Raw genomic sequence first — 18,139 nt, 5'->3', positions numbered from 1 at the left:
CCGCGCCTACAGGTTCATCATCAACTCAGAAGCCGCGCCAGCCCATCGAGCAACCGCTGCAACGCCCCCTGATTGGCCTGCATCACCGCCCTGCCCGCCTCGCCCATGCGCCGCGCATCCTGCGGCAGCTCGACCAAGCGACGCACCGCCGCGGCCAGGCCCTCGGCATCGTCCACCTGCTGCAACGCCCCCGCCTCGCGCAGCATCGCGCTGATTTCGAGGAAGTTGAACACATGCGGCCCCATGAGCACCGGCAGCGCCAGCGCCGCCGGCTCCAACGGGTTGTGCCCGCCCGTGGGGACCAGGCTGCCACCGACGAAGGCGATATCGGCCAGGGCGTACAGGAACAGCAATTCACCCATGGTGTCGCCGAGCAACACCTGGGTCTGCGCCGTCACGGCATCGCCTGTCGAACGACGCACCGTGGAGAACTGGCCGCCGCACAGTTCATGTACCGCCGCGAAACGCTCGGGATGGCGCGGCACCAACACCAACAGTGCATCGCTGTGCACGCTCAGCAGTTGCCGGTGGGCTTCGAGGATCAACCCATCCTCACCATCGTGGGTACTGGCGGCGATCCATACCGGGCGCTGACTGGCCCCCCACTGCTCGCGCAACTGCCGGGCGCGAGGCATCAACTGGCCGTCGACCTTCAGGTCGAACTTGATTGAGCCGGTCACCTGCACGCACGCCTGGCGCGCACCGAGCGAGCGGAAACGCTCGGCCTCGGTTTCGGTCTGTACCGCAATCAGGCTCATCTCCTCGAGCATCGGCCGGGTCAGACCAGCGAAGCGCGCATAGCCTCGGGCCGAGCGTTCGGACAGCCGCGCATTGGCCAACGCCACCGGAATACCGCGCCTGGCGCACTGATGGATATGGTTGGGCCACAGCTCGGTTTCCATGATGATGCCCAGGCGCGGACACACATGGTCGAGAAAACGCCCCGCCGCCCATGGCAGGTCGTACGGCAGGTAACAGTGCTGCACCCGTGGCTCGCCGTCGAACATCGCACGGATACGCTCGGAGCCGGTCGGGGTCATGCAGGTCAGCGTGATCGGCAGGTCCGGATACTGCTTGAGCAGCGCCCGGACCAATGGCGCGGCGGCGATGCTCTCGCCCACCGAAACCGCATGCACCCAGATACCGCCCTGGCGCATGGGTCGCAGGCCACAAGCGAAGCGCTCGGCGATACGCGCACGGTAGGCCGGCGCCTTGCGCCCGCGCAGGAACAGGCGCAGCGCGACCAGCGGCAGGCCCAGATGGAAAAGCAGGGTATAGAGGGTTCTGTTCATGGCGGCGGAGTTTACTAGGAACTGGATGAAAAGGCCTGTCAGCCAATGGCCCGCAGGTGCACGGCGAAGCGCTCGGCCAGCCACTGCGCCGCAGGGCCCAAGGGCTCGTCGCGGCGCCAGGCCAGCTCCGCCACCAGCGCCGGCGGGCGCCATTCGCTGTCCAGCTCGACCATCTGCGCCTGGTAAGTGGGGTACTGCACCACATGACGCGGCAGCCAGGCCCAGCCCAGGCCGCGCATCAGCAATTCGGCCATGGCATAGAAGCTGTCGGCACGCCAGACCTGTGGACTGATCGCCTCGCCGCCGGGGTAGCCGCTCTGCTGCGGCGTGATCAGCAGCTGGCGATGGCGGGCCAACTGCTGGCGGCTGACCTTGGCCAGGTTCGCCAAGGGATGGTCGATGGCGCATACCGTGACCATCTCGACGCTGCCCAGGGCCCTTCTCTCCAGCGAGGCGGGAATGCTTTCGTGGTGGAAGAACAACCCCAGGTCGGCGCGCCGCTCCACCAGCTTGCGCGCCACATCGCCCTGGGCACCGCTGGCCAGCTGCACCTCCAGGTAGGGATAGCGCGCCGCCAACTCGTCGAGGCTGTCGATCACCGGCTGATAGGGCATGGCTTCGTCTTGGGCCACCCGCAGCAGCGCTTCCTGGCCACGCATCAGCGCAAGTGCCCGACCGTCCAGACGCTCGCACTGGCGCAACAGCTCGCGGGCGTCCTCCAGCAGCGCGGTGCCGCTTTCGGTAAGGCGTGGCTGGCGGCCGCTGCTGCGCTCGAACAGCGTCACGCCCAGGTCCGTCTCGAGCAGGGCGATGGCGTTGCTCACCGCCGACTGCGCCTTGTGCTGCTCACGGGCCACTGCGGAAAACGAACGCAGCTCCGCCGCCCGCACGAAAAGACGCAACTGTTCCAGGTTCCAGTGCTCGGTCATCATTCAACCTATCTCCATATCAGATAGGTAATGACTTTACCGCATCCTTGGATCCTCTAGAATGCCCATCCAGTACCGGAGGACCCGCACCATGAACGCCTACACCTATCTCGCCATCGCCATCTGTGCCGAAGTCATCGCCACTGCTTCCATGAAAGCGGTCAAGGGGCTGAGCACGCCTCTGCCGCTGCTGCTGATGGTGTGCGGCTACGGCGTGGCGTTCTGGATGCTCACCCTGGTGGTGCGCAGCATTCCGGTGGGGATTGCCTATGCAATCTGGTCGGGGCTGGGGATCGTCCTGATCAGCGTCGCCGCGCTGGTTATCTATGGACAGAAGCTGGATGTGCCGGCGATGCTGGGCATGGCCATGATCGTCGGCGGGGTGGTGGTGATCCAGGTGTTTTCCAATACCGCAGGGCACTGAGCCTGAGCCCATGGGGCCGCTGCGCGGCCCTATCGCCGGCAAGCCGGCTCCCACAGGGGTCAGCACGACGCCACAGCCTGTATACTGCGCACCTGTCCCAGTTTTCGAGGTGCCCGCATGCCATCCGCCATTACCACTGACGTGCTGATCGTCGGCGCCGGGGTCGCAGGCCTCTGGCTCAATGCCCGGCTGCGCCGCCTGGGCTACTCGACGGTACTGGTGGAACGCGCCAGCCTCGGTGGCGAGCAGACCATCAAGTCGCAGGGCATCATCCACGGCGGCACCAAGTACGCCCTGCACGGGGCGCTGACCGGCGCCTCCGAGGCCATCGCCGACATGCCGCGGCGCTGGCGCGAAGCGCTGGCCGGCAACGGCGAGCTGAACCTGAGCGCCACCCGCCTGCTGTCCGAGGCCCATTACCTCTGGTCCCCCGGCACCCTGGCCGGCAACCTCACCAGTTTCTTCGCCAGCAAGGCCGTGCGCGGCCGGGTCGACCAGGTCAAGGGCGAGCAACTGCCGCCGGCCCTGCAGGATCGTGCGTTCAAGGGCAAGGTCTACCGCCTGGCCGAACTGGTCATCGACGTACCCAGCTTGCTGGCCAACCTCGCGCAATTGGCGGGTGACAGCTTGCTGGCCGGCGAGCGAATCGAACCACTGCGCGACGGTGAAGAGCTGGCCGGCCTGGTGGTCGATGGCCGCGAGATCCGCGCCCAGCGCATCGTCCTCAGCGCCGGCGGAGGCACCGCAGACCTGCTGCACGCTCTGGGGCTGGACCAACCAGCCATGCAACGCCGACCGCTGCACATGGTCCTGGCCAAGGGGCCCAACCTCAAGCCCCTGTATGCCCACTGCCTGGGCGGTGGCCCCAAGCCACGCATCACCGTGACCACCCATCCGGCCGCCGATGGCCAATGGGTGTGGTACCTGGGTGGCGATATCGCCGAGGCCGACGGTGTTGCCCGTGAGCCCGCCGCACAAATCGCCGCGGCGCAGAAGGAAATCGCCAGCCTGTTGCCTTGGGTCGACCAAAGCCTGGTGCGCTGGGCCACCCTGCGCGTCGATCGCGCCGAGCCCGCGCAATCGGGCCTGGTACGCCCGGACAACGCCTTCCTTGCCGACCAGCAGCGCCTGCTGGTCGGCTGGCCGACCAAGCTGGCCCTGGCGCCGGACTTTGCCGATCGCGTGCTGGCCAGCTTCGAGCGCGACGGCGTGCGCGCGACGAGCCAGCCTGATCTTGCCGACCTGCCGCGCCCGCCGCTGGCGCTGCCAGCCTGGGAGCAACTGCTGCCATGAGCCTGCCGACCCTGCACGATCACCACCGTCCCTTGGGCAGCACCGGCCTGCGGGTATCGCCACTGGGCCTGGGCACGGTCAAGTTGGGCCGCGACCAAGGCGTCAAGTACCCCAATGGTTTCACCATTCCCGATGACCAGGCCGCGCATCTCTTGCTCGCGCAAGCCCGCGAGCTGGGCATCAACCTGATCGACACCGCCCCGGCCTATGGCCGCAGCGAGGAGCGGCTCGGCCCGTTGCTGCGCGGCCAGCGCGACCAATGGGTCATCGTCAGCAAGGTCGGTGAGGAGTTCGAGGACGGCCAGTCGCATTTCGATTTCAGCGCCGCCCACACCCGTCGCTCGGTGGAGCGCAGCCTCAAGCGCCTGGAAACCGACCGTATCGAGCTGGTACTGGTGCATTCCGATGGCAACGACCTGGCGATTCTCGAGCAGGAGGGGGTGTACGAAACCCTCGCCGCGCTCAAGCGCGAAGGCAAGATCCTCGGCTACGGATTCTCCGGCAAGACTGCCGCGGGAGGCCTGAAGGCCTTGGAACAAGGTGATTGCGCCATGGTCACCTACAACCTCAACGAGCAGGCGGAGCGGCCCGTGCTCGACTACGCTGCCGAACACGGCAAGGCCATCCTGGTGAAAAAGGCCCTGGCCAGCGGCCATATCTGCCTGGCGCCGGGGGTCGACCCGGTGCAAGCCAGTTTCGAGTTGCTGTTCGCCCACCCCGGCGTGTGCAGTGCCATCGTCGGCACCATCAACCCGGTACACCTGGCCCACAACGTGGCCACCGTCGCCCGCATCCTGGGCCGGCCCTGAGCCGCCCAGACGGGGGCCCAACGCAAGGAGGAGCCTCGTGCCGCGTACGCTGATCCGCAAGAATCCGAGCAACTTCAAGACCCTGCCGCTGCACGTCGAAGCCACGCCCGATGGCCTGACCTACCAGAGCATCGGCATGCCGCTGAACTTCGCCCAGACCCTGCAGCGACGCAAGGCCATCCAGGTCGCCAACCCCGAACACTTCGTGGCGGAGCTGGCCAACCTTGGCGTGTCAGTGCGCCTCACCCTGAACTGGCAAGGCCGCGACTACTGGGTGCTGGTGCGCCAACGCCGACAGGACCGTGGCGATGTGGTGCTCAAGCTGATTTCCGGCTATGTCCCGGCCCACGAGCTGAACCTGCCGCTGCACACGGCGATCCAGGAAGTGGCCGAGGAGTGCCTGCTGGAAACCCCCGAGGGCTGGCTTGGCGGGCGCTTCAACGACACCTGGCTGCCGGCGCCTTATGCCGCCGCCCTGCACTATCGCGAGGCGCTGCCGTTCGTGCTCTCGCCCGAGTCTGGTGCCGCCCGCCCGGTGCACTCCGCCAGGCTGACGCTAATGGAGCGGCCACGGGCCTACGTGCACCTGCCTACCGCATCGTTACAGCTGATCTACGACCTGCGACTGCAAGTGCCCAGGGAGGCCAAGTCACTGAGCCTGTTCCATGTCGACGAGCGGCTCGAAGGCGACCAACTGGTGGCTCGGCTTGACCGCAAGCGCCCAGACCTTTACCTGATGCCGTTGAAAGATGGCTGCCCCGTGGCCGAGCTGTTCACCCTTAGAAAGGACGAGTTGCTGCCGGCAAGCACGCGCGGCCTATGGTTGGCCGAGAGCTTTGCGCAGCAGGAGGGCTGGGTGGTGCGCGAAGAGCGGGTCCGCTGGAAGGATTGGTTGAAGCAACAAGGCCTGGCCGAGCACAAGCGCGAACCGGCCTCGCACTTTGAGCGCTTCAGTAACAAGGCTCGGGCGTTGTTGGAGCGGGCCCGGGACACACTGCACAAATGAACACGGGACAAGCCCGCCCCCACCTATCATGGCAGCGGGCTTGTCCCGCGCAAGCACTGTCTCAGTGCTTGCGGATCTTCTCGACGATCGCCGTGGTCGAGCTGTTCTCCACCAGGCCGAGCACCTTCACCGTGCCACCATAGGCCTTGACGATGTCGGCGCCGACAACCTGGTCGATACCGTAGTCGCCGCCCTTGACCAGCACATCTGGCTTGACCTGGCGCAACAGGTTCTCGGGAGTATCCTCGGGGAAGCTGATAACCCAGTCCACCGCACCGAGCCCGGCGAGTACGGCCATGCGTCGATCGACGCTGTTGATCGGACGACCCGGGCCTTTCAGGCGGCTGACCGAGGCATCGTCGTTGATGGCGACGATCAGGCGATCACCCTGGGCACGCGCCTGCTCCAGATAGGTCACGTGGCCCGCGTGCAGGATATCGAAACAGCCATTGGTGAAGACGATTTTCTCGTTGTGCGCCCGGGCGTCGTCGATGGCCAGCAGCAACTGCTCCAAGCCCAACACACCGCGCTCGGAGCCTTCCTCGCGTTGGATCGCCCGGCGCAGTTCGGGTGCGCTGATCGCGGCGGTGCCCAGCTTGCCGACCACGATGCCGGCAGCCAGGTTGGCCAGGGCGACCGCGTGCGGCAGGTCTTCGCCCGCGGCAATGGCCGCGGCGAGAGTGGAAATCACCGTATCGCCGGCACCGGTGACATCGAACACCTCACGGGCTCGGGCCGGCAGGTGCAGCGCCGGATGGCCGATGCGCAGCAAGGTCATGCCGTGCTCGCCACGGGTCACCAGCAGCGCGCCCAGGTCCAGCTCTTCGAGCAGCTTCAGCCCCTTGGCAACAAGCTCGGCTTCGTCGGCGCAACGGCCGACGATGGTCTCGAACTCGCTGAGGTTCGGGGTGATCAGGCTGGCGCCGCGGTAGATCGAGAAATCCTTGCCCTTTGGGTCGGCCAGCACCGGGATGCCCTTGCTGCGCGCAGCCTGGATCAACGACTGGTGATTCTTCAGCGCGCCCTTGCCGTAGTCGGACAGCACAAGCACCTTGACCCCTTCGAGCAAGGCATCCACTTCCGCCCCCAGCGATAGCGGGTCGGTGGCGAAGGGCTCTTCGAAATCGATGCGCAGCAACTGCTGGTGGCGGCTCATGACACGCAGCTTGACGATGGTCGGCTGATGGGCGATGCGCTGGAAGATCGAGCGCACGCCGGCGGCCTGCAGGCTGTTGGACAGGCTGTCGGCAGCCTCATCCTGGCCAGTAACACCGACCAACGCGGCCGGGGCCCCGAGCGCGGCGATGTTCAAAGCCACGTTGGCGGCGCCGCCGGGACGGTCCTCGATCTGATCGACCTTGACCACTGGCACCGGCGCTTCAGGCGAGATACGCGAAGTACCGCCATGCCAGTAGCGGTCGAGCATGACATCGCCGACCACCAATACCGGGGCTTGATCGAAACGCGGCATGGACAACTTCATGGGCAACCCATCATTGGAAAAGTGAACAGGGGCAGGATATTAGCACAGGGTTGCGCAGGGCTTTACGGCCAACCGCGGCAATGCTGTATCGATTGACTGGCGGGGCCGCGCGGGCCCCACCCTACGGCCGATCAGGTGATATCGGCCTTTTCCGCTTCGTCCAGGCCCATGGCGTGCAGGCGGGCATAATGGCCATTGGCCTGGAGCAGTTCGGCGTGGGTGCCACGCTCCACCAGACGGCCTTGATCCATTACCAGAATCAGGTCGGCTTTCTCGATGGTCGACAGGCGGTGGGCGATCACCAGGGTGGTGCGACCTTCCATCACGTGGTCCAGCGCCGCCTGGATGTGACGCTCGGACTCGGTATCCAGGGCCGAGGTCGCCTCGTCGAGAATCAGCAGTGGCGCGTTTTTCAGCAACGCCCGCGCAATCGCCAGACGCTGGCGCTGGCCTCCGGAGAGCAGCACGCCGTTCTCGCCGACCTCGGTATCAAAGCCCTTGGGCAACTGGTCGACGAACTCCTTGGCGTAGGCATCGGCGGCGGCGGCCTCGATATCCGCCCGGGGGGCGCCGGCCAGGTCACCGTAGGCGATGTTGTTGGCCACCGTGTCGTTGAACAGGGTGACGTGCTGGGTCACCTGGGACACATGGCGACGCAGGTTGCGCAGGCGGTACTGTTCGATTTCCACGCCGTCGAGCAGGATCTGCCCTTCCGTGTGGTGATAGAACCGCGGAATCAGCGCCGCCAGCGTCGACTTGCCGCTGCCGGACCGCCCGACCAGGGCGATCATCTGCCCAGGCTCGGCGGTGAAGCTGATGTCGCTGAGCACCTGACGCTCGGTGCCGGGGTAGGTGAAGCTGAGGTTGCGCACTTCGAGGCGCCCGTCGACCCGCTCCTTCTCGACGGTGCCGGCATCGACCTCCGGCTTCTCGTCCAACTGCTCGAAGATGCTTTCGGCACCGGCAAGGCCCTTCTGAATGGTCGAGCTGACTTCCGAGAGCTGGCGAATTGGCTTGGGCAGCAACCCAGCCGCCGTGATGTAGGCCACCAGATCACCGGCCGACGCCTCGCCGCGCAGGAACAGCACCAGGAACATCAGCGTGGCCATGGCGGTGTAGATCACCAGTTGCAGCAACGGCGTGTACAGCGCGCCGGTCTTGGTCATGCGCAGCTGCTTGTCGGTGTTGCTCTGGCTGGCGGCGTTGAAGCGACGCTCTTCGTAGCTTTCGCCACCGAAGCTGCGCACCACGCGATAGCCCTGGATGGTCTCGGAGGCCACATGCGTGACATCGCCCATGGCCACCTGGATCTTCTTGCTCTGCTTGCGGAATTTCTTGCTGGCGGTGCTCACCATTACCGCGATCAGCGGCAGGATCGCCACCATCACCAAGGTCAGTTTCCAGTTCATCCACAGCAAGTAGGCGAACAGGAACACCACTGTCAGGCCTTCACGGATGACCACCTTGATGGCATCGGTGGCCGCGCCGGTAACCATGGTCACGTTGAAGGTGATGCGCGAAATCAGATGCCCGGAGTTGTGGTTGTCGAAGTAGCGGTTGGGCAGCACCAGCAGCTTGTTGAACAACTCGACCCGTAGGTCGTGAACCAGACACAACGACACCTTGGACAGGTAGTAGTTGCCCAGGAACGAGCCCAGGCCCTGCCAGGCGGCGATCAGGATGATCAGCAGCGGCACCGCCTGCAGCAACTGCAGGTCGCGCAGGTAAGGCACGCTGGGGAACAACACGGCCTGGGGGTTGCTCAGGCCGTCGACGAAATACTTGAGGATCCCGGCCAGCATCGGTTGGGTCGATGCGAAGATCACGAAACCGACGATGCTCAGCAGGAAGATGCCAATATAAGGTTTGACGTAGCCCAGCAGGCGCAGGTAGATCTTCAGGCTCGCAGGCGAAGACGATTCGGGAACTGTCATGAGAATCCGTCGGGTCAAAAAGAGTCGGGATTATAACACACGCGGTGTCTCGCACCGCGCGCTGCAGGTAAGATAGGCGGCTGTCCCGAACCCATGGCCCTGGAGGCTAGATGCACGCACTTGACCACGCCCGCTACCTTGCCCTGCGCGAGGGCGCTCATGTCCTCGAAGCCGACGGCACTGGCGACAAGGTCCTGCGCCTGCGCGACGGCACGATGCTCAAGCTGTTCCGGCGCAAGCGCCTGATCACCTCCGCGGCCTGGTATCCCTATGCCCGACGCTTCGCCGACAACTGCGAGGCCCTGGCCGCGCGCGGCATCCCCTGCCCACAGGTCAAGGCGGTGTATCGTATCGCCGAGATCGCCCGCGATGCCGTGCATTACGACCCGCTCCCAGGGCTTACGCTGCGTCAGCTACTGGACCAGCCCGGCGAGCATCCCGAGCTGCGCGACCAGCTCGGGCAGTTCATCGCGACGCTGCATGAGTCAGGCGTGTACTTCCGCTCCGCGCATCTGGGCAACGTGGTACTGACGCCCGAAGGCAAGCTGGGGTTGATCGATGTCGCCGACCTGCGAATGTACCGCAAGCCACTTCGCCGCTCACAACGTCAGCGCAACTTCCGCCACATGCTGCGGTATCGGCAAGATCGGGAATGGTTGCTGGGTGACCGCGACAACCTGTTCATCGAGGCCTACCTGGCCAGCCAGCAGGTCTGCCGTCGCCAGGACCTGGCCAGCGCACTGGCCTGAACGAAGATGGCCGCCGAAGGCGGCCATCGTCATCATCAGCGCAAACGTCGCTGCTGCAACCCACGGCCAAGTACCATGGCTGCTGGCAGCAGGACCAGCGGCCATAGCTCGTCGGGGTTACCAATCAGCTTGCTACCGTCGAAGTTGAGCATGACCAAGGCACAGGCCAGGTACATGCCCCACGGGTCGCGCAAACGCACAGCCTGGACCAGGGTCATGGCGACGATCACCAGGAACAGCACAAGCGAGACGCCGCCGGTATAGAGGCCCAGGGCAACGAAAATGTTGTGCGGATGCTGGATCGGCATGGTTCCGCTCAGCAACTTGTCGGTATGGAACTCGATACCGCAGCCAACCATCCAGCCACAGTTCTCCCATTCACCAACCATCACATGGAACAACTCGCTGCGATAGGAATCGCCACGCTCGAAAAGCGAGTGGAACCAAGCCGCGTCCTTGACCAACCACAGGACCACCACACCGAGTACCGCGAACACGGCGAGCCACGGCCCGGCCACCCGCGGGAAGCGCCACAAGGCCCAGCACGCCCAGACAGCGAACAGGAACACTGCACCGACCATCGCGGTACGTGTCTGCATCACGAAGGTGACAGCCACCACCGACAGCACCACCGCGCAAAAAGCTTCGAACCAGCGACGACGGTGCAGCCAGCCCGGCATGGCCAGCGCCAGGGCACAGAGCAGCCAGATGCTGGTGTAGATGACGTTCTGCATGCGCGCCGGCATCAGGTCGACCCGCTCGCCCAAGACGTGGACGCCCGTCAGGTAGGCATATGCCGCATAGCCGAAGACATACAGACAAATGGCCCAGAACAGCACCCGGGCAAACATCTCGGAGCGCAGGAAACGCTGGTTTGTCAGCCCCGCGACGGTGAAGACGAACAGCGTCACGTAGGCGATGTGCTTGTAGAACTGGCCCTCACCGGCGATTACCGCTGGCACCAGGAACCACAGCAGGAACACCAGCCAGGCCAGCCCAAGTTTGTCGTGTAGCAGCCCGACGCCTCGCTCCTTGATCAGGAACACCAGACCCGGCAACGCGATGAACGCGTAGAAAATGTTGTTCGTCCATTTCGACGAGTCCATCAGCACAAAGCTGGCCAGGAAAGCGATCAACGCCGCAGTGAAATAGCGACGACTCCTGCTGTTGTCTCGGTCAATCCCTTCAAACATCCTTCAACACCCATCCAAGCAATAGTCCGATGACCAGCACACCCAACAAGCGGATGCGATCCATGCGCTTGCGTCGTACCTTCTTGATTTTTTCTTCCGGCATTTCCACATGCTCGCCGAACCCTGTGTGCAGCACCGCGTCGTTTTCCAGGATCAGCGCGTAACGGTCACGCTCGGCGTAGAGCCGCGACAGGCTCTTCTCGCCCGAATGCGCGGCGTACGGCGCATGCGCCTGGTAGTCGGCGAGCCTGCGCAGGCCGGGGTTGAACGAGAACCCCTGCCATTCCGTCTTTTGCGAGCCCAGCTTGTGGAAGGCAATACCCTGCAACACCTGACGCGGCTCCAGGAACACGTAGGGGCTGTGCACCTGCAAGTCATGGTTGAAGCTGCGCAGCCAGACCTGCAAGGCTTGCGGGTCGGCCTCCAGCAGCGCCTGGGACTCCTCGACGAAACCCGGGCGATAGAAAGCCCAGTCATCCTCGCAGTGGAACACCCAGAACGTCTTGATCTGCGAGTAGGCGGCATCCACCGAGCGCAACTGCCCGAGCTTGGGGTTGTTGACGATGAAGGTGGTGTGCTCGCGCCAATGCTCGGGAATGCAACCACGTACCGCTTCGTCACCGGAGTCCTCGGTGATGAACACTTCCCGGATAGGTGCCGTGTTGTAGAGATCGAAACTCTGGAGAGTGCGCTTAAGCAGTTCAAAACGACCACAGCTGGTCACCACCAGTGTGATCTCGCTGTTTTCACTGAAGATCATGGCTTCCTCGATGTGTGTGTGGGAGCTAACGCGACAGGCCGAGGGCCAGCAGCACACGCGTCAGCAGGCCGGGTTTCGCGGCCGGGCGCAGCGGCGCACGCATGGCCTCGGTGATCGCCTGCCCAAGCGCGTGAAAGGTATAACGCTGCTCGGCCAGTTGCTGGCCGTTGCGCGAGATACGCTCGGCCAGGGCCAGGTCGGCACGCAGCTGGGCGAGCTTCTCGCGTAGTTGTTCAAGGTCGCGGTAGAGCACGATGTTGTGCATGTCTACGAAGCCCAGTGCCTGGTTCTCCTCCTCGCCCTGGTCATAGGCGAACAGGACACAACCACAGGCCATGGCTTCGAAGTTCTTGATCATGTACTCGCCCATGCCGACGTCGGCACTGACGAAGAAGCGGATGCGACTGAGAGTCTGGCTGTACTCCTCGCCCGACTTGGTGCGGGTGATCAGCAGGTTCTCTACCGCCGCGATCGACTCGAGCATCTGCTTGCGCCCGGAGTAGGCCACGCTACGCAGACTGCCTACGAATGCCAACTCGATGTCGCGCTCGCGATTCTCGTTGCGCAGCAGCGCCTGGTCGTAGCCCTTGGGTACGAATACCGCATCGAAGCCTTCATCACGTAAGCGACGGGTAACCACCGCACCTGAAGTGATGACCCGTGCCCACGGCAGCTGGCGATAGTACTCGCTGAACTTGCCGGTGTACTTGCACGGGATGTAGTTCTGATAGGCATCGTGCTCGAGGATCACCAGATTCGGGATGGTGCGGATGAAACGCGCCTGGCGGATTTCTTTCTTGAACCGCAGGAAAAACAGGATGCGGTCGTACTGATCGATTTGCACATGGCGATGGAAGTAGCCGCGCAGATCAGCCTGCTCGTCACCGGTGAGCCAACGTATGTCGCACTCACAGTCGGCCGCAATGCCTTCGTAAAGACGGTCCAGGATGGCGCGTTGCTCTTTCTGGACCAGGAACAGGACTTTCACCGTGGCTCTCTCTTGTCGATCACTGTACCGACCCACAGTAATTCGTGGCGCCGTACGGCCTTGCGGAAGAATTCATTGTCACCGAATGCCGGCCAGCGCCGGCCGGCCAGGCAGCGCTGCAGGAAGCGACGAACCCTGCGTTTGAATGGAGCCGCAGGCTGCAGGTCGTGCATCATACCCAAAGCGATGGCCTTTTGCCTCTGCTGCTGCTCGCCAACCCCAAGCACCCAGGGGCGCATGGGCAGGCCCGCATCGAAGAACGGTGGCAAAGGCACCCCGGTACCGGCATCGCCCATCGGCCAGCGATCATTGTCGTGCAGGTGATTGGCGTACAACAGCAAGTTTTGCGGTTGCCAACTCGCCCCTTGCAACGCTTGCTGCAAGGCGTCATGGGCGCACACGTGGTCCGGGTGGGGGTCGAGTGTCGGGTGCGGCATCACGATGGTTGCCGGGCGCGCACGCTCGATGAGCTCGCGCAGGTCCTGGACCATGTTGTGCCAGGTCGGCCGGCCATCGGCATCGCTGCGCAGTGCGACTTCGTTGAAACGGCGGAATGGCCGGGTGTCGGCCAGGTCGGCCTCGCGCGATGCGACAGGTGTCTCGGGCTCGGCCTGCATGGCCGGCAGTTGCATGCAGAAATAACCCAACTGCACGCACTGCTGGGAAGGCACCCCGGCCCAGCGGGGCACGGCGATGCTGTCCCAACTGCGCAACTCGCCCTTGAGCCGTGCCGCCTCTACCAGGTCAAGGCCAAAGGTTTCGCGATAATACGCGTTCTCGATCTCACCTGCGGTCAGGGTCACGATCCAGCTGCTTTTAGCCTGGGCATAAGCGGCGAATGCCGCAAGCTCGGCATCGTCGGCATGGGGTGCGATGACCATCAGCGAGCCGGCCAGGTAGTCGGTGTGACGCAACACCAGCAACTCCATCTCCGGCGCCACGCGGCAGTGCCGGCCACTCAGGCGCAGCCGTCCGGCGCCCAGCGCCTCTGCCTGTCCCCCCAGGTTCAGGTAGCGCACACCGCGGACACCACGCTCGAAGGTCTGGCAATCGGCGACGCCACCTTCGATGCGTACCGCCGGGTCGAGCAGGCGCCCCAACCAACCGGCGCGCAGATTCACCCGCAGCAACAGGGTCTCGTTACCGTCCAGTTGGCAATCTTTCGGCAACGCAAGCACCCCGCCAAGGCCGTGCAGTGCATGACGCTCGCTGGCCTGCAAGTCGTACTGGTAGTCGCTGCCGGGCACGTAGAACAGGTGGTCGGAGAACCAGGCCTCATGGGCCACCCACAACACCAGCGCGAGGACAGGCGGCAACCACCATGCCCACAGCGCCGTCAGCAACAGCGCGACAAGCAACACCAGCAGGATCACCCGCTTGCGCTTGCGATGGCGTTTGAGCAGTTGCTGCTTGTTGGCGCTCATGTTCAGACCTGGAAGACGTTGACGGGGTTGCACCAACGATCCTTGTACTCTCGATCGGCTCGGCCGAAGGAGAACCGCAGCGCCTTGCCGCGGGCATTGGCATCCTCCCAGGCAGCCTGGGTATTGAGGAAGCTCAGTACGCTACCAGGGCTGAAGGCCTTGGTCTCTGGATCGACACCGCCGTTTACATATTCAACGCTGATCCATTGTGGCGCCTCGACGCGATACACCAGCTGGATCGCGATCGGCGCGCCCTCCAGGAACAGCACGGAGCCAATCAACAGTTCGCGCAGGCGCTCGACCACTTCGGCCATGCGGGCCGCGCCGGTAGCCGGGAACCCCCAGCGACGCTGAAACAAGTCACAGTACATCGCCGCGATCTCGGCTGCAGTGAAATCGCCAATCGGTCGCACCTGGCCGCCGGCCTCTTCCAGCAGGCGCAGCTCGCGGCGCTGGTTATAGCGAAACTTCTTCGACAGGTCCTCGTGCGGACGAGACATGGCCAGCTGCTCTGGCTGCGCCTTGAGACCGCTGAAACGGCCCTGGTTCAGTTCGGACAGGTAACGCCCGGCATGGCGCAGCGGCGCGGCGCAGTCATCGGCGGCCGGCAGGATGATCTCGGCGTTGCCCAGGTCGAACAGGCCTTTTTTGCCATGTCGCTTGAGCACGTCCTTGGACAGCGCCAAGTGGCGCCCCCATACCGGCAACGCGGCCTTGAGCTCACCATCCTGTGGAAAACCCAGATAACGCACCGGGATCTGGGCCAGGTCGGCCAGTTGCTCGATCACCAGAGGATGGGTCGCCACACTGCCGCCAAACCGCTGCCAGGTATCGCCGTAGGCGGCCGCGTCGATGACTTGCCAACCGCGTTCGCGCCAGCCTTGGATAAAGTTGAGCATCAGGCCTCCGCGACCAGCGCACGCACCTGCGGCAACTGCCAGAAGGCACCGCGCACTGCCTGGTCGCTGAAACGCTGCTGCAGGCGCTGCAGCATGTGCAAAGCACAGGCCTCGCGCTGCCCGGCGTCCAACCCGGCCATGTGTTTCAGGCCCTGGGCCAGCTGCGCGGCATCGCCCAGCGGGAACAGCACGCCCACACCCTCAACCACTTCCCGGGCGCCGCCACAGGCAGTGGCCAGCAGCGGCACGCCTGCCACCATGGCCTCCAGCAGGACCATGCCGAACGGCTCATGGTCGGAGCTCAGTGCAAATACATCGAAGGCGCGGAAGTAACGGCGGGCGTCCGGCACCTGGCCGAGAAAGTCCACCTGCCCGGCAATGCCCAGCTCAGCGGCCAATGCCCTGAGCTGCGCCTCGAGGCGGCCCTTGCCCAGGATTGCCAGCCGCGCGCCAGCCGGCAGGCAAGGCAAGGCTTCAGCGAAGCCGCGCAACAGCGTGGCCTGGTCCTTGTCCGGGTGCAGGCGACCGACATTGCCCACCACCCAGGCATGCTCATCCAGGCCCAAGGCACGACGCGCCTCGTCACGCGGCACCAAGCTGGCCTGCAATGTCTCGACATCGATGCGGTTGTACAGGGTCTGGATACGCTCGGCCGGCCAACGCCCCAAGCAGCGTCGCATGTCGTCGCGCACCGCATCCGAGACACCGAGCAGGCTCAGGCGTTTACGGAACAGGTTGGCGAACAGGCGACGCCCCTTGCGCTGGTAGTCGCCAAACGCGTGGTGCACGCCGATCACCGGCAGGCCGGTGCCCAGCAGCGCGACATAGATCGGCTTGAAGCGGTGGGCGATGCAGAACGCGAAATTGCGCTGCGCGGCGATCTTGCGCAGCGCGGCGATGGCACCCAGTTTCAGGCCACGCACGGCCTTTGAACTGAATTCCAGGAACAATACCTCGTCCGAGGCGCAGCCAGCCGCGACCTGCGCGTCAGCTGCCCCGGTGAGGAACACGGTGGTGACCTTGTAGCCGCTGCCCTGGAACAGGCTGGCGTATTGACGGGCGCAGTCGAGGAACGGCCCGTCATAGCCATGGCAGAACTGCAGGATCCGCGGTTCAGAGCGGCTGGTCATACGGCGCGGCGCCTTCCTTGACCACCAGGATGTCTTCCATGATCAGGTACTGCAGGTCCGAGCCGAAGAACATGTTCAGGGCGTCGGTCGGCGAGCAGATCATCGGTTCGCCACGGCGGTTGAGCGAGGTGTTCAGCGACACGCCGTTGCCGGTCAGGTCTTCCAGCGCCTTCATCATGTCGTAGTAGCGCGGATTGTACTCGCGCTTGAGCACCTGGGCACGCGAGGTACCGTCCTCGTGGACCACTTCCGGCACGCGGGTCTTCCACTCTTCAGCCACTTCGAAGGTGAAGGTCATGAACGGGGCCGGATGGTCGATCTTGATCATCTGCGGCGCGACGGTGTCGAGCATCGATGGGCAGAAAGGCCTCCAGCGCTCGCGGAACTTGATCTGGTGGTTGATGCGGTCGGCCACGCCCGGCACGCTCGGGCAACCGATGATCGAGCGACCACCCAGTGCGCGCGGGCCAAACTCCATGCGACCCTGGAACCAGGCAACCGGGTTGCCGTCGACCATGATCTTGGCAATCTGCTCGGGCATGTTCTCGAGCTTGCGCCATACCGGTTTGCTCGGGTGACGGGCGCAGGCGGCGATCACGTCTTCGTTGGAGTACGCAGGGCCGAGATAGACGTGCTCCATCTTCTCGACCGGCACGCCACGGGCGTGGGACACATAGGCAGCTGCACCTACCGCAGTACCGGCGTCGCCGGACGCTGGCTGGACGAACAACTCTTTCACGTCATCGCGGGCGATGATCTTCTGGTTCAGTTTGACGTTCAGCGCACAGCCGCCGGCGAAGGCCAGCTTGCCGGTCTCTTTCAGGGCATCGCCCAGGTAGTGGTCGATCATCTGCAGGGCGAGTTTCTCGAACAATGCCTGCATGCTCGCCGCGTAGTGGATATACGGCTCGTCGGCGATATCGCCTTCGCGTTTCGGACCCAACCACTCGATCAGCTTGGGCGAGAAGTAGAAGCCCTTGCCCTTCTCTTTATAGCGGCGCAGGCCAATGACGTTGGCGTACTCGGTGTTGATCACCAGCTCGCCGTTTTCGAAGCTGGCCAGGCGCGAGAAGTCATATTTGCTGGCATCGCCATACGGCGCCATGCCCATGACCTTGAACTCGCCATCGAGCATCTCGAAGCCGAGGAACTCGGTGATCGCGCCATACAGGCCACCCAGGGAATCCGGGTCGAAGAATTCCTTGATCTTGTGGATCTTGCCGTTTTCGCCATAGCCGAAGAAGGTAGTGGCGTACTCGCCCTTGCCGTCGATGCCGAGGATCGCGGTCTTCTCTTTGAAGCCCGAGCAGTGGTAGGCGCTGGAGGCGTGGGCCAGGTGGTGCTCGACCGGTTCGATCTTGATCTTCTTCGGATCGAAGCCCAACTGCTCCAGGCACCAGACGATCTTCTTGCGGTAGCGCTTGTAACGGCGGTTGCCCATCAGCAGCGCGTCGAGGGCGCGGTCCGGGGCGTACCAGTAGCGCTTGGCGTAGTGCCAGCGAGCCTTGCCGAACAGGCTGATCGGGGCGAAAGGAATGGCCACCACGTCGACGTCCGACGGCTTGATGCCGGCCTGCTCCAGGCAGAACTTCGCCGACTCGTAGGGCATGCGGTTCTTCGCATGCTTGTCACGCACGAAGCGCTCTTCTTCGGCGGCGGCAATCAGCTTGCCGTCGATGTACAGGGCCGCGGAAGGGTCATGGCTAAGGGCGCCGGACAGGCCAAGAATCGTCAGTGCCAAGGGGTTAGCCTCTCAAATCGGTATGAAGTGCGCCACCGGCCATTCAGGCGGATGGCGGCTAAAGGGCGGGATTATAACGCAAAGA

At 64.2% G+C, this 18,139-nt stretch carries 16 protein-coding genes; 5 read left to right on the top strand and 11 right to left on the bottom strand.

Translation table 11 applies throughout. From position 1 onward, the window contains the following. Positions 1-20: 20 nt before the first annotated feature. Together waaA and C3F42_RS20440 are read right to left on the bottom strand one after the other, a co-directional pair. On the bottom strand, positions 21-1,292 hold the full coding sequence (gene waaA / locus C3F42_RS20445) for a lipid IV(A) 3-deoxy-D-manno-octulosonic acid transferase (protein ID WP_104444827.1): 1,272 nt from the start codon (positions 1,290-1,292) through the stop codon (positions 21-23). A gap of 38 nt (positions 1,293-1,330) precedes the next feature. Continuing rightward, complete coding sequence (locus C3F42_RS20440) at positions 1,331-2,221, bottom strand: LysR family transcriptional regulator (protein WP_094012388.1); 891 nt, start codon at positions 2,219-2,221, stop codon at positions 1,331-1,333. 91 nt (positions 2,222-2,312) lie between these two features. Between C3F42_RS20440 and C3F42_RS20435 the strand changes: the two genes are divergently transcribed. From C3F42_RS20435 to C3F42_RS20420, 4 genes are all read left to right on the top strand, one after another. Further along, complete coding sequence (locus tag C3F42_RS20435) at positions 2,313-2,645, top strand: multidrug efflux SMR transporter (RefSeq protein ID WP_023632892.1); 333 nt, start codon at positions 2,313-2,315, stop codon at positions 2,643-2,645. Between the two features lie 117 nt (positions 2,646-2,762). Next, the gene (locus C3F42_RS20430; protein WP_104444826.1) at positions 2,763-3,938 is read left to right on the top strand and encodes an FAD-binding oxidoreductase; all 1,176 of its coding nucleotides are present in this window, start codon (positions 2,763-2,765) and stop codon (positions 3,936-3,938) included. Beyond that, a complete protein-coding gene (locus C3F42_RS20425) occupies positions 3,935-4,747 on the top strand; it encodes an aldo/keto reductase (RefSeq protein WP_104444825.1) in 813 nt (270 codons plus the stop codon). Before C3F42_RS20430 ends, C3F42_RS20425 begins: the two co-directional genes overlap by 4 nt. Positions 4,748-4,784: 37 nt before the next feature. Further along, on the top strand, positions 4,785-5,753 hold the full coding sequence (locus tag C3F42_RS20420; RefSeq protein WP_104444824.1) for a metal ABC transporter ATPase: 969 nt from the start codon (positions 4,785-4,787) through the stop codon (positions 5,751-5,753). A 61-nt stretch (positions 5,754-5,814) separates the two neighbouring features. Here the strand turns inward: C3F42_RS20420 and hldE are convergent, their stop codons facing one another. Further along, the gene (gene hldE / locus C3F42_RS20415) at positions 5,815-7,236 is read right to left on the bottom strand and encodes a bifunctional D-glycero-beta-D-manno-heptose-7-phosphate kinase/D-glycero-beta-D-manno-heptose 1-phosphate adenylyltransferase HldE (protein WP_104444823.1); all 1,422 of its coding nucleotides are present in this window, start codon (positions 7,234-7,236) and stop codon (positions 5,815-5,817) included. 131 nt (positions 7,237-7,367) lie between these two features. Continuing rightward, positions 7,368-9,170, bottom strand: a complete 1,803-nt coding sequence (msbA, locus tag C3F42_RS20410; RefSeq protein ID WP_046853969.1) for a lipid A export permease/ATP-binding protein MsbA — start codon at positions 9,168-9,170, stop codon at positions 7,368-7,370. 110 nt (positions 9,171-9,280) lie between these two features. Here msbA and C3F42_RS20405 point away from each other — a divergent pair, with 110 nt between their 5' ends. Then, complete coding sequence (locus C3F42_RS20405; RefSeq protein WP_104444822.1) at positions 9,281-9,919, top strand: phosphotransferase; 639 nt, start codon at positions 9,281-9,283, stop codon at positions 9,917-9,919. A gap of 35 nt (positions 9,920-9,954) precedes the next feature. On the opposite strand, the gene C3F42_RS20400 is transcribed toward C3F42_RS20405, so the two are convergent. The 7 genes from C3F42_RS20400 to C3F42_RS20370 are packed head-to-tail and all read right to left on the bottom strand — an operon-like array spanning position 9,955 to position 18,054. After that, positions 9,955-11,112: a hypothetical protein gene (locus C3F42_RS20400; RefSeq protein ID WP_104444821.1), complete on the bottom strand. Its 1,158-nt coding sequence runs from the start codon at positions 11,110-11,112 to the stop codon at positions 9,955-9,957. Next, positions 11,105-11,872, bottom strand: coding sequence for a glycosyltransferase family 2 protein (locus C3F42_RS20395; RefSeq protein ID WP_104444820.1), 768 nt, complete (start codon positions 11,870-11,872; stop codon positions 11,105-11,107). The genes C3F42_RS20400 and C3F42_RS20395 overlap by 8 nt, the downstream gene beginning before the upstream one ends. Before the next feature lie 25 nt (positions 11,873-11,897). After that, complete coding sequence (locus C3F42_RS20390; protein WP_104444819.1) at positions 11,898-12,860, bottom strand: glycosyltransferase; 963 nt, start codon at positions 12,858-12,860, stop codon at positions 11,898-11,900. Beyond that, on the bottom strand, positions 12,857-14,284 hold the full coding sequence (locus C3F42_RS20385; protein WP_104444818.1) for a PIG-L deacetylase family protein: 1,428 nt from the start codon (positions 14,282-14,284) through the stop codon (positions 12,857-12,859). The genes C3F42_RS20390 and C3F42_RS20385 overlap by 4 nt, the downstream gene beginning before the upstream one ends. A gap of 2 nt (positions 14,285-14,286) precedes the next feature. Beyond that, complete coding sequence (locus tag C3F42_RS20380) at positions 14,287-15,183, bottom strand: antimicrobial resistance protein Mig-14 (RefSeq protein WP_104444817.1); 897 nt, start codon at positions 15,181-15,183, stop codon at positions 14,287-14,289. Next, positions 15,183-16,313 (bottom strand): glycosyltransferase, encoded by a 1,131-nt coding sequence (locus C3F42_RS20375; protein WP_104444816.1) that lies wholly within the window; start codon positions 16,311-16,313, stop codon positions 15,183-15,185. Before C3F42_RS20375 ends, C3F42_RS20380 begins: the two co-directional genes overlap by 1 nt. Then, on the bottom strand, positions 16,297-18,054 hold the full coding sequence (locus C3F42_RS20370) for a carbamoyltransferase (protein ID WP_104444815.1): 1,758 nt from the start codon (positions 18,052-18,054) through the stop codon (positions 16,297-16,299). Before C3F42_RS20370 ends, C3F42_RS20375 begins: the two co-directional genes overlap by 17 nt. Positions 18,055-18,139 lie beyond the last annotated feature (85 nt).

Origin of the sequence: Pseudomonas sp. PONIH3, from assembly GCF_002934345.1 — a bacterium.
GTDB lineage: Bacteria > Pseudomonadota > Gammaproteobacteria > Pseudomonadales > Pseudomonadaceae > Aquipseudomonas > Aquipseudomonas soli.
The sequence above is the reverse complement of the archived record's forward strand: the minus strand, read 5'-3'. Positions and strand labels throughout refer to the sequence as shown.

What these genes read in the sequence shown, in the direction of transcription:
- C3F42_RS20395 (WP_104444820.1), bottom strand. Translation starts at nt 11,872, where the DNA reads ATGATCTTCAGTGAAAACAGCGAGATCACACTGGTGGTGACCAGCTGT.
- C3F42_RS20375 (WP_104444816.1), bottom strand. Translation starts at nt 16,313, where the DNA reads ATGACCAGCCGCTCTGAACCGCGGATCCTGCAGTTCTGCCATGGCTAT.
- C3F42_RS20435 (WP_023632892.1), top strand. Translation starts at nt 2,313, where the DNA reads ATGAACGCCTACACCTATCTCGCCATCGCCATCTGTGCCGAAGTCATC.
- C3F42_RS20430 (WP_104444826.1), top strand. Translation starts at nt 2,763, where the DNA reads ATGCCATCCGCCATTACCACTGACGTGCTGATCGTCGGCGCCGGGGTC.
- C3F42_RS20440 (WP_094012388.1), bottom strand. Translation starts at nt 2,221, where the DNA reads ATGACCGAGCACTGGAACCTGGAACAGTTGCGTCTTTTCGTGCGGGCG.
- hldE (WP_104444823.1), bottom strand. Translation starts at nt 7,236, where the DNA reads ATGAAGTTGTCCATGCCGCGTTTCGATCAAGCCCCGGTATTGGTGGTC.
- C3F42_RS20425 (WP_104444825.1), top strand. Translation starts at nt 3,935, where the DNA reads ATGAGCCTGCCGACCCTGCACGATCACCACCGTCCCTTGGGCAGCACC.
- C3F42_RS20400 (WP_104444821.1), bottom strand. Translation starts at nt 11,112, where the DNA reads ATGTTTGAAGGGATTGACCGAGACAACAGCAGGAGTCGTCGCTATTTC.
- C3F42_RS20380 (WP_104444817.1), bottom strand. Translation starts at nt 15,183, where the DNA reads ATGCTCAACTTTATCCAAGGCTGGCGCGAACGCGGTTGGCAAGTCATC.
- C3F42_RS20405 (WP_104444822.1), top strand. Translation starts at nt 9,281, where the DNA reads ATGCACGCACTTGACCACGCCCGCTACCTTGCCCTGCGCGAGGGCGCT.
- C3F42_RS20385 (WP_104444818.1), bottom strand. Translation starts at nt 14,284, where the DNA reads ATGAGCGCCAACAAGCAGCAACTGCTCAAACGCCATCGCAAGCGCAAG.
- waaA (WP_104444827.1), bottom strand. Translation starts at nt 1,292, where the DNA reads ATGAACAGAACCCTCTATACCCTGCTTTTCCATCTGGGCCTGCCGCTG.
- msbA (WP_046853969.1), bottom strand. Translation starts at nt 9,170, where the DNA reads ATGACAGTTCCCGAATCGTCTTCGCCTGCGAGCCTGAAGATCTACCTG.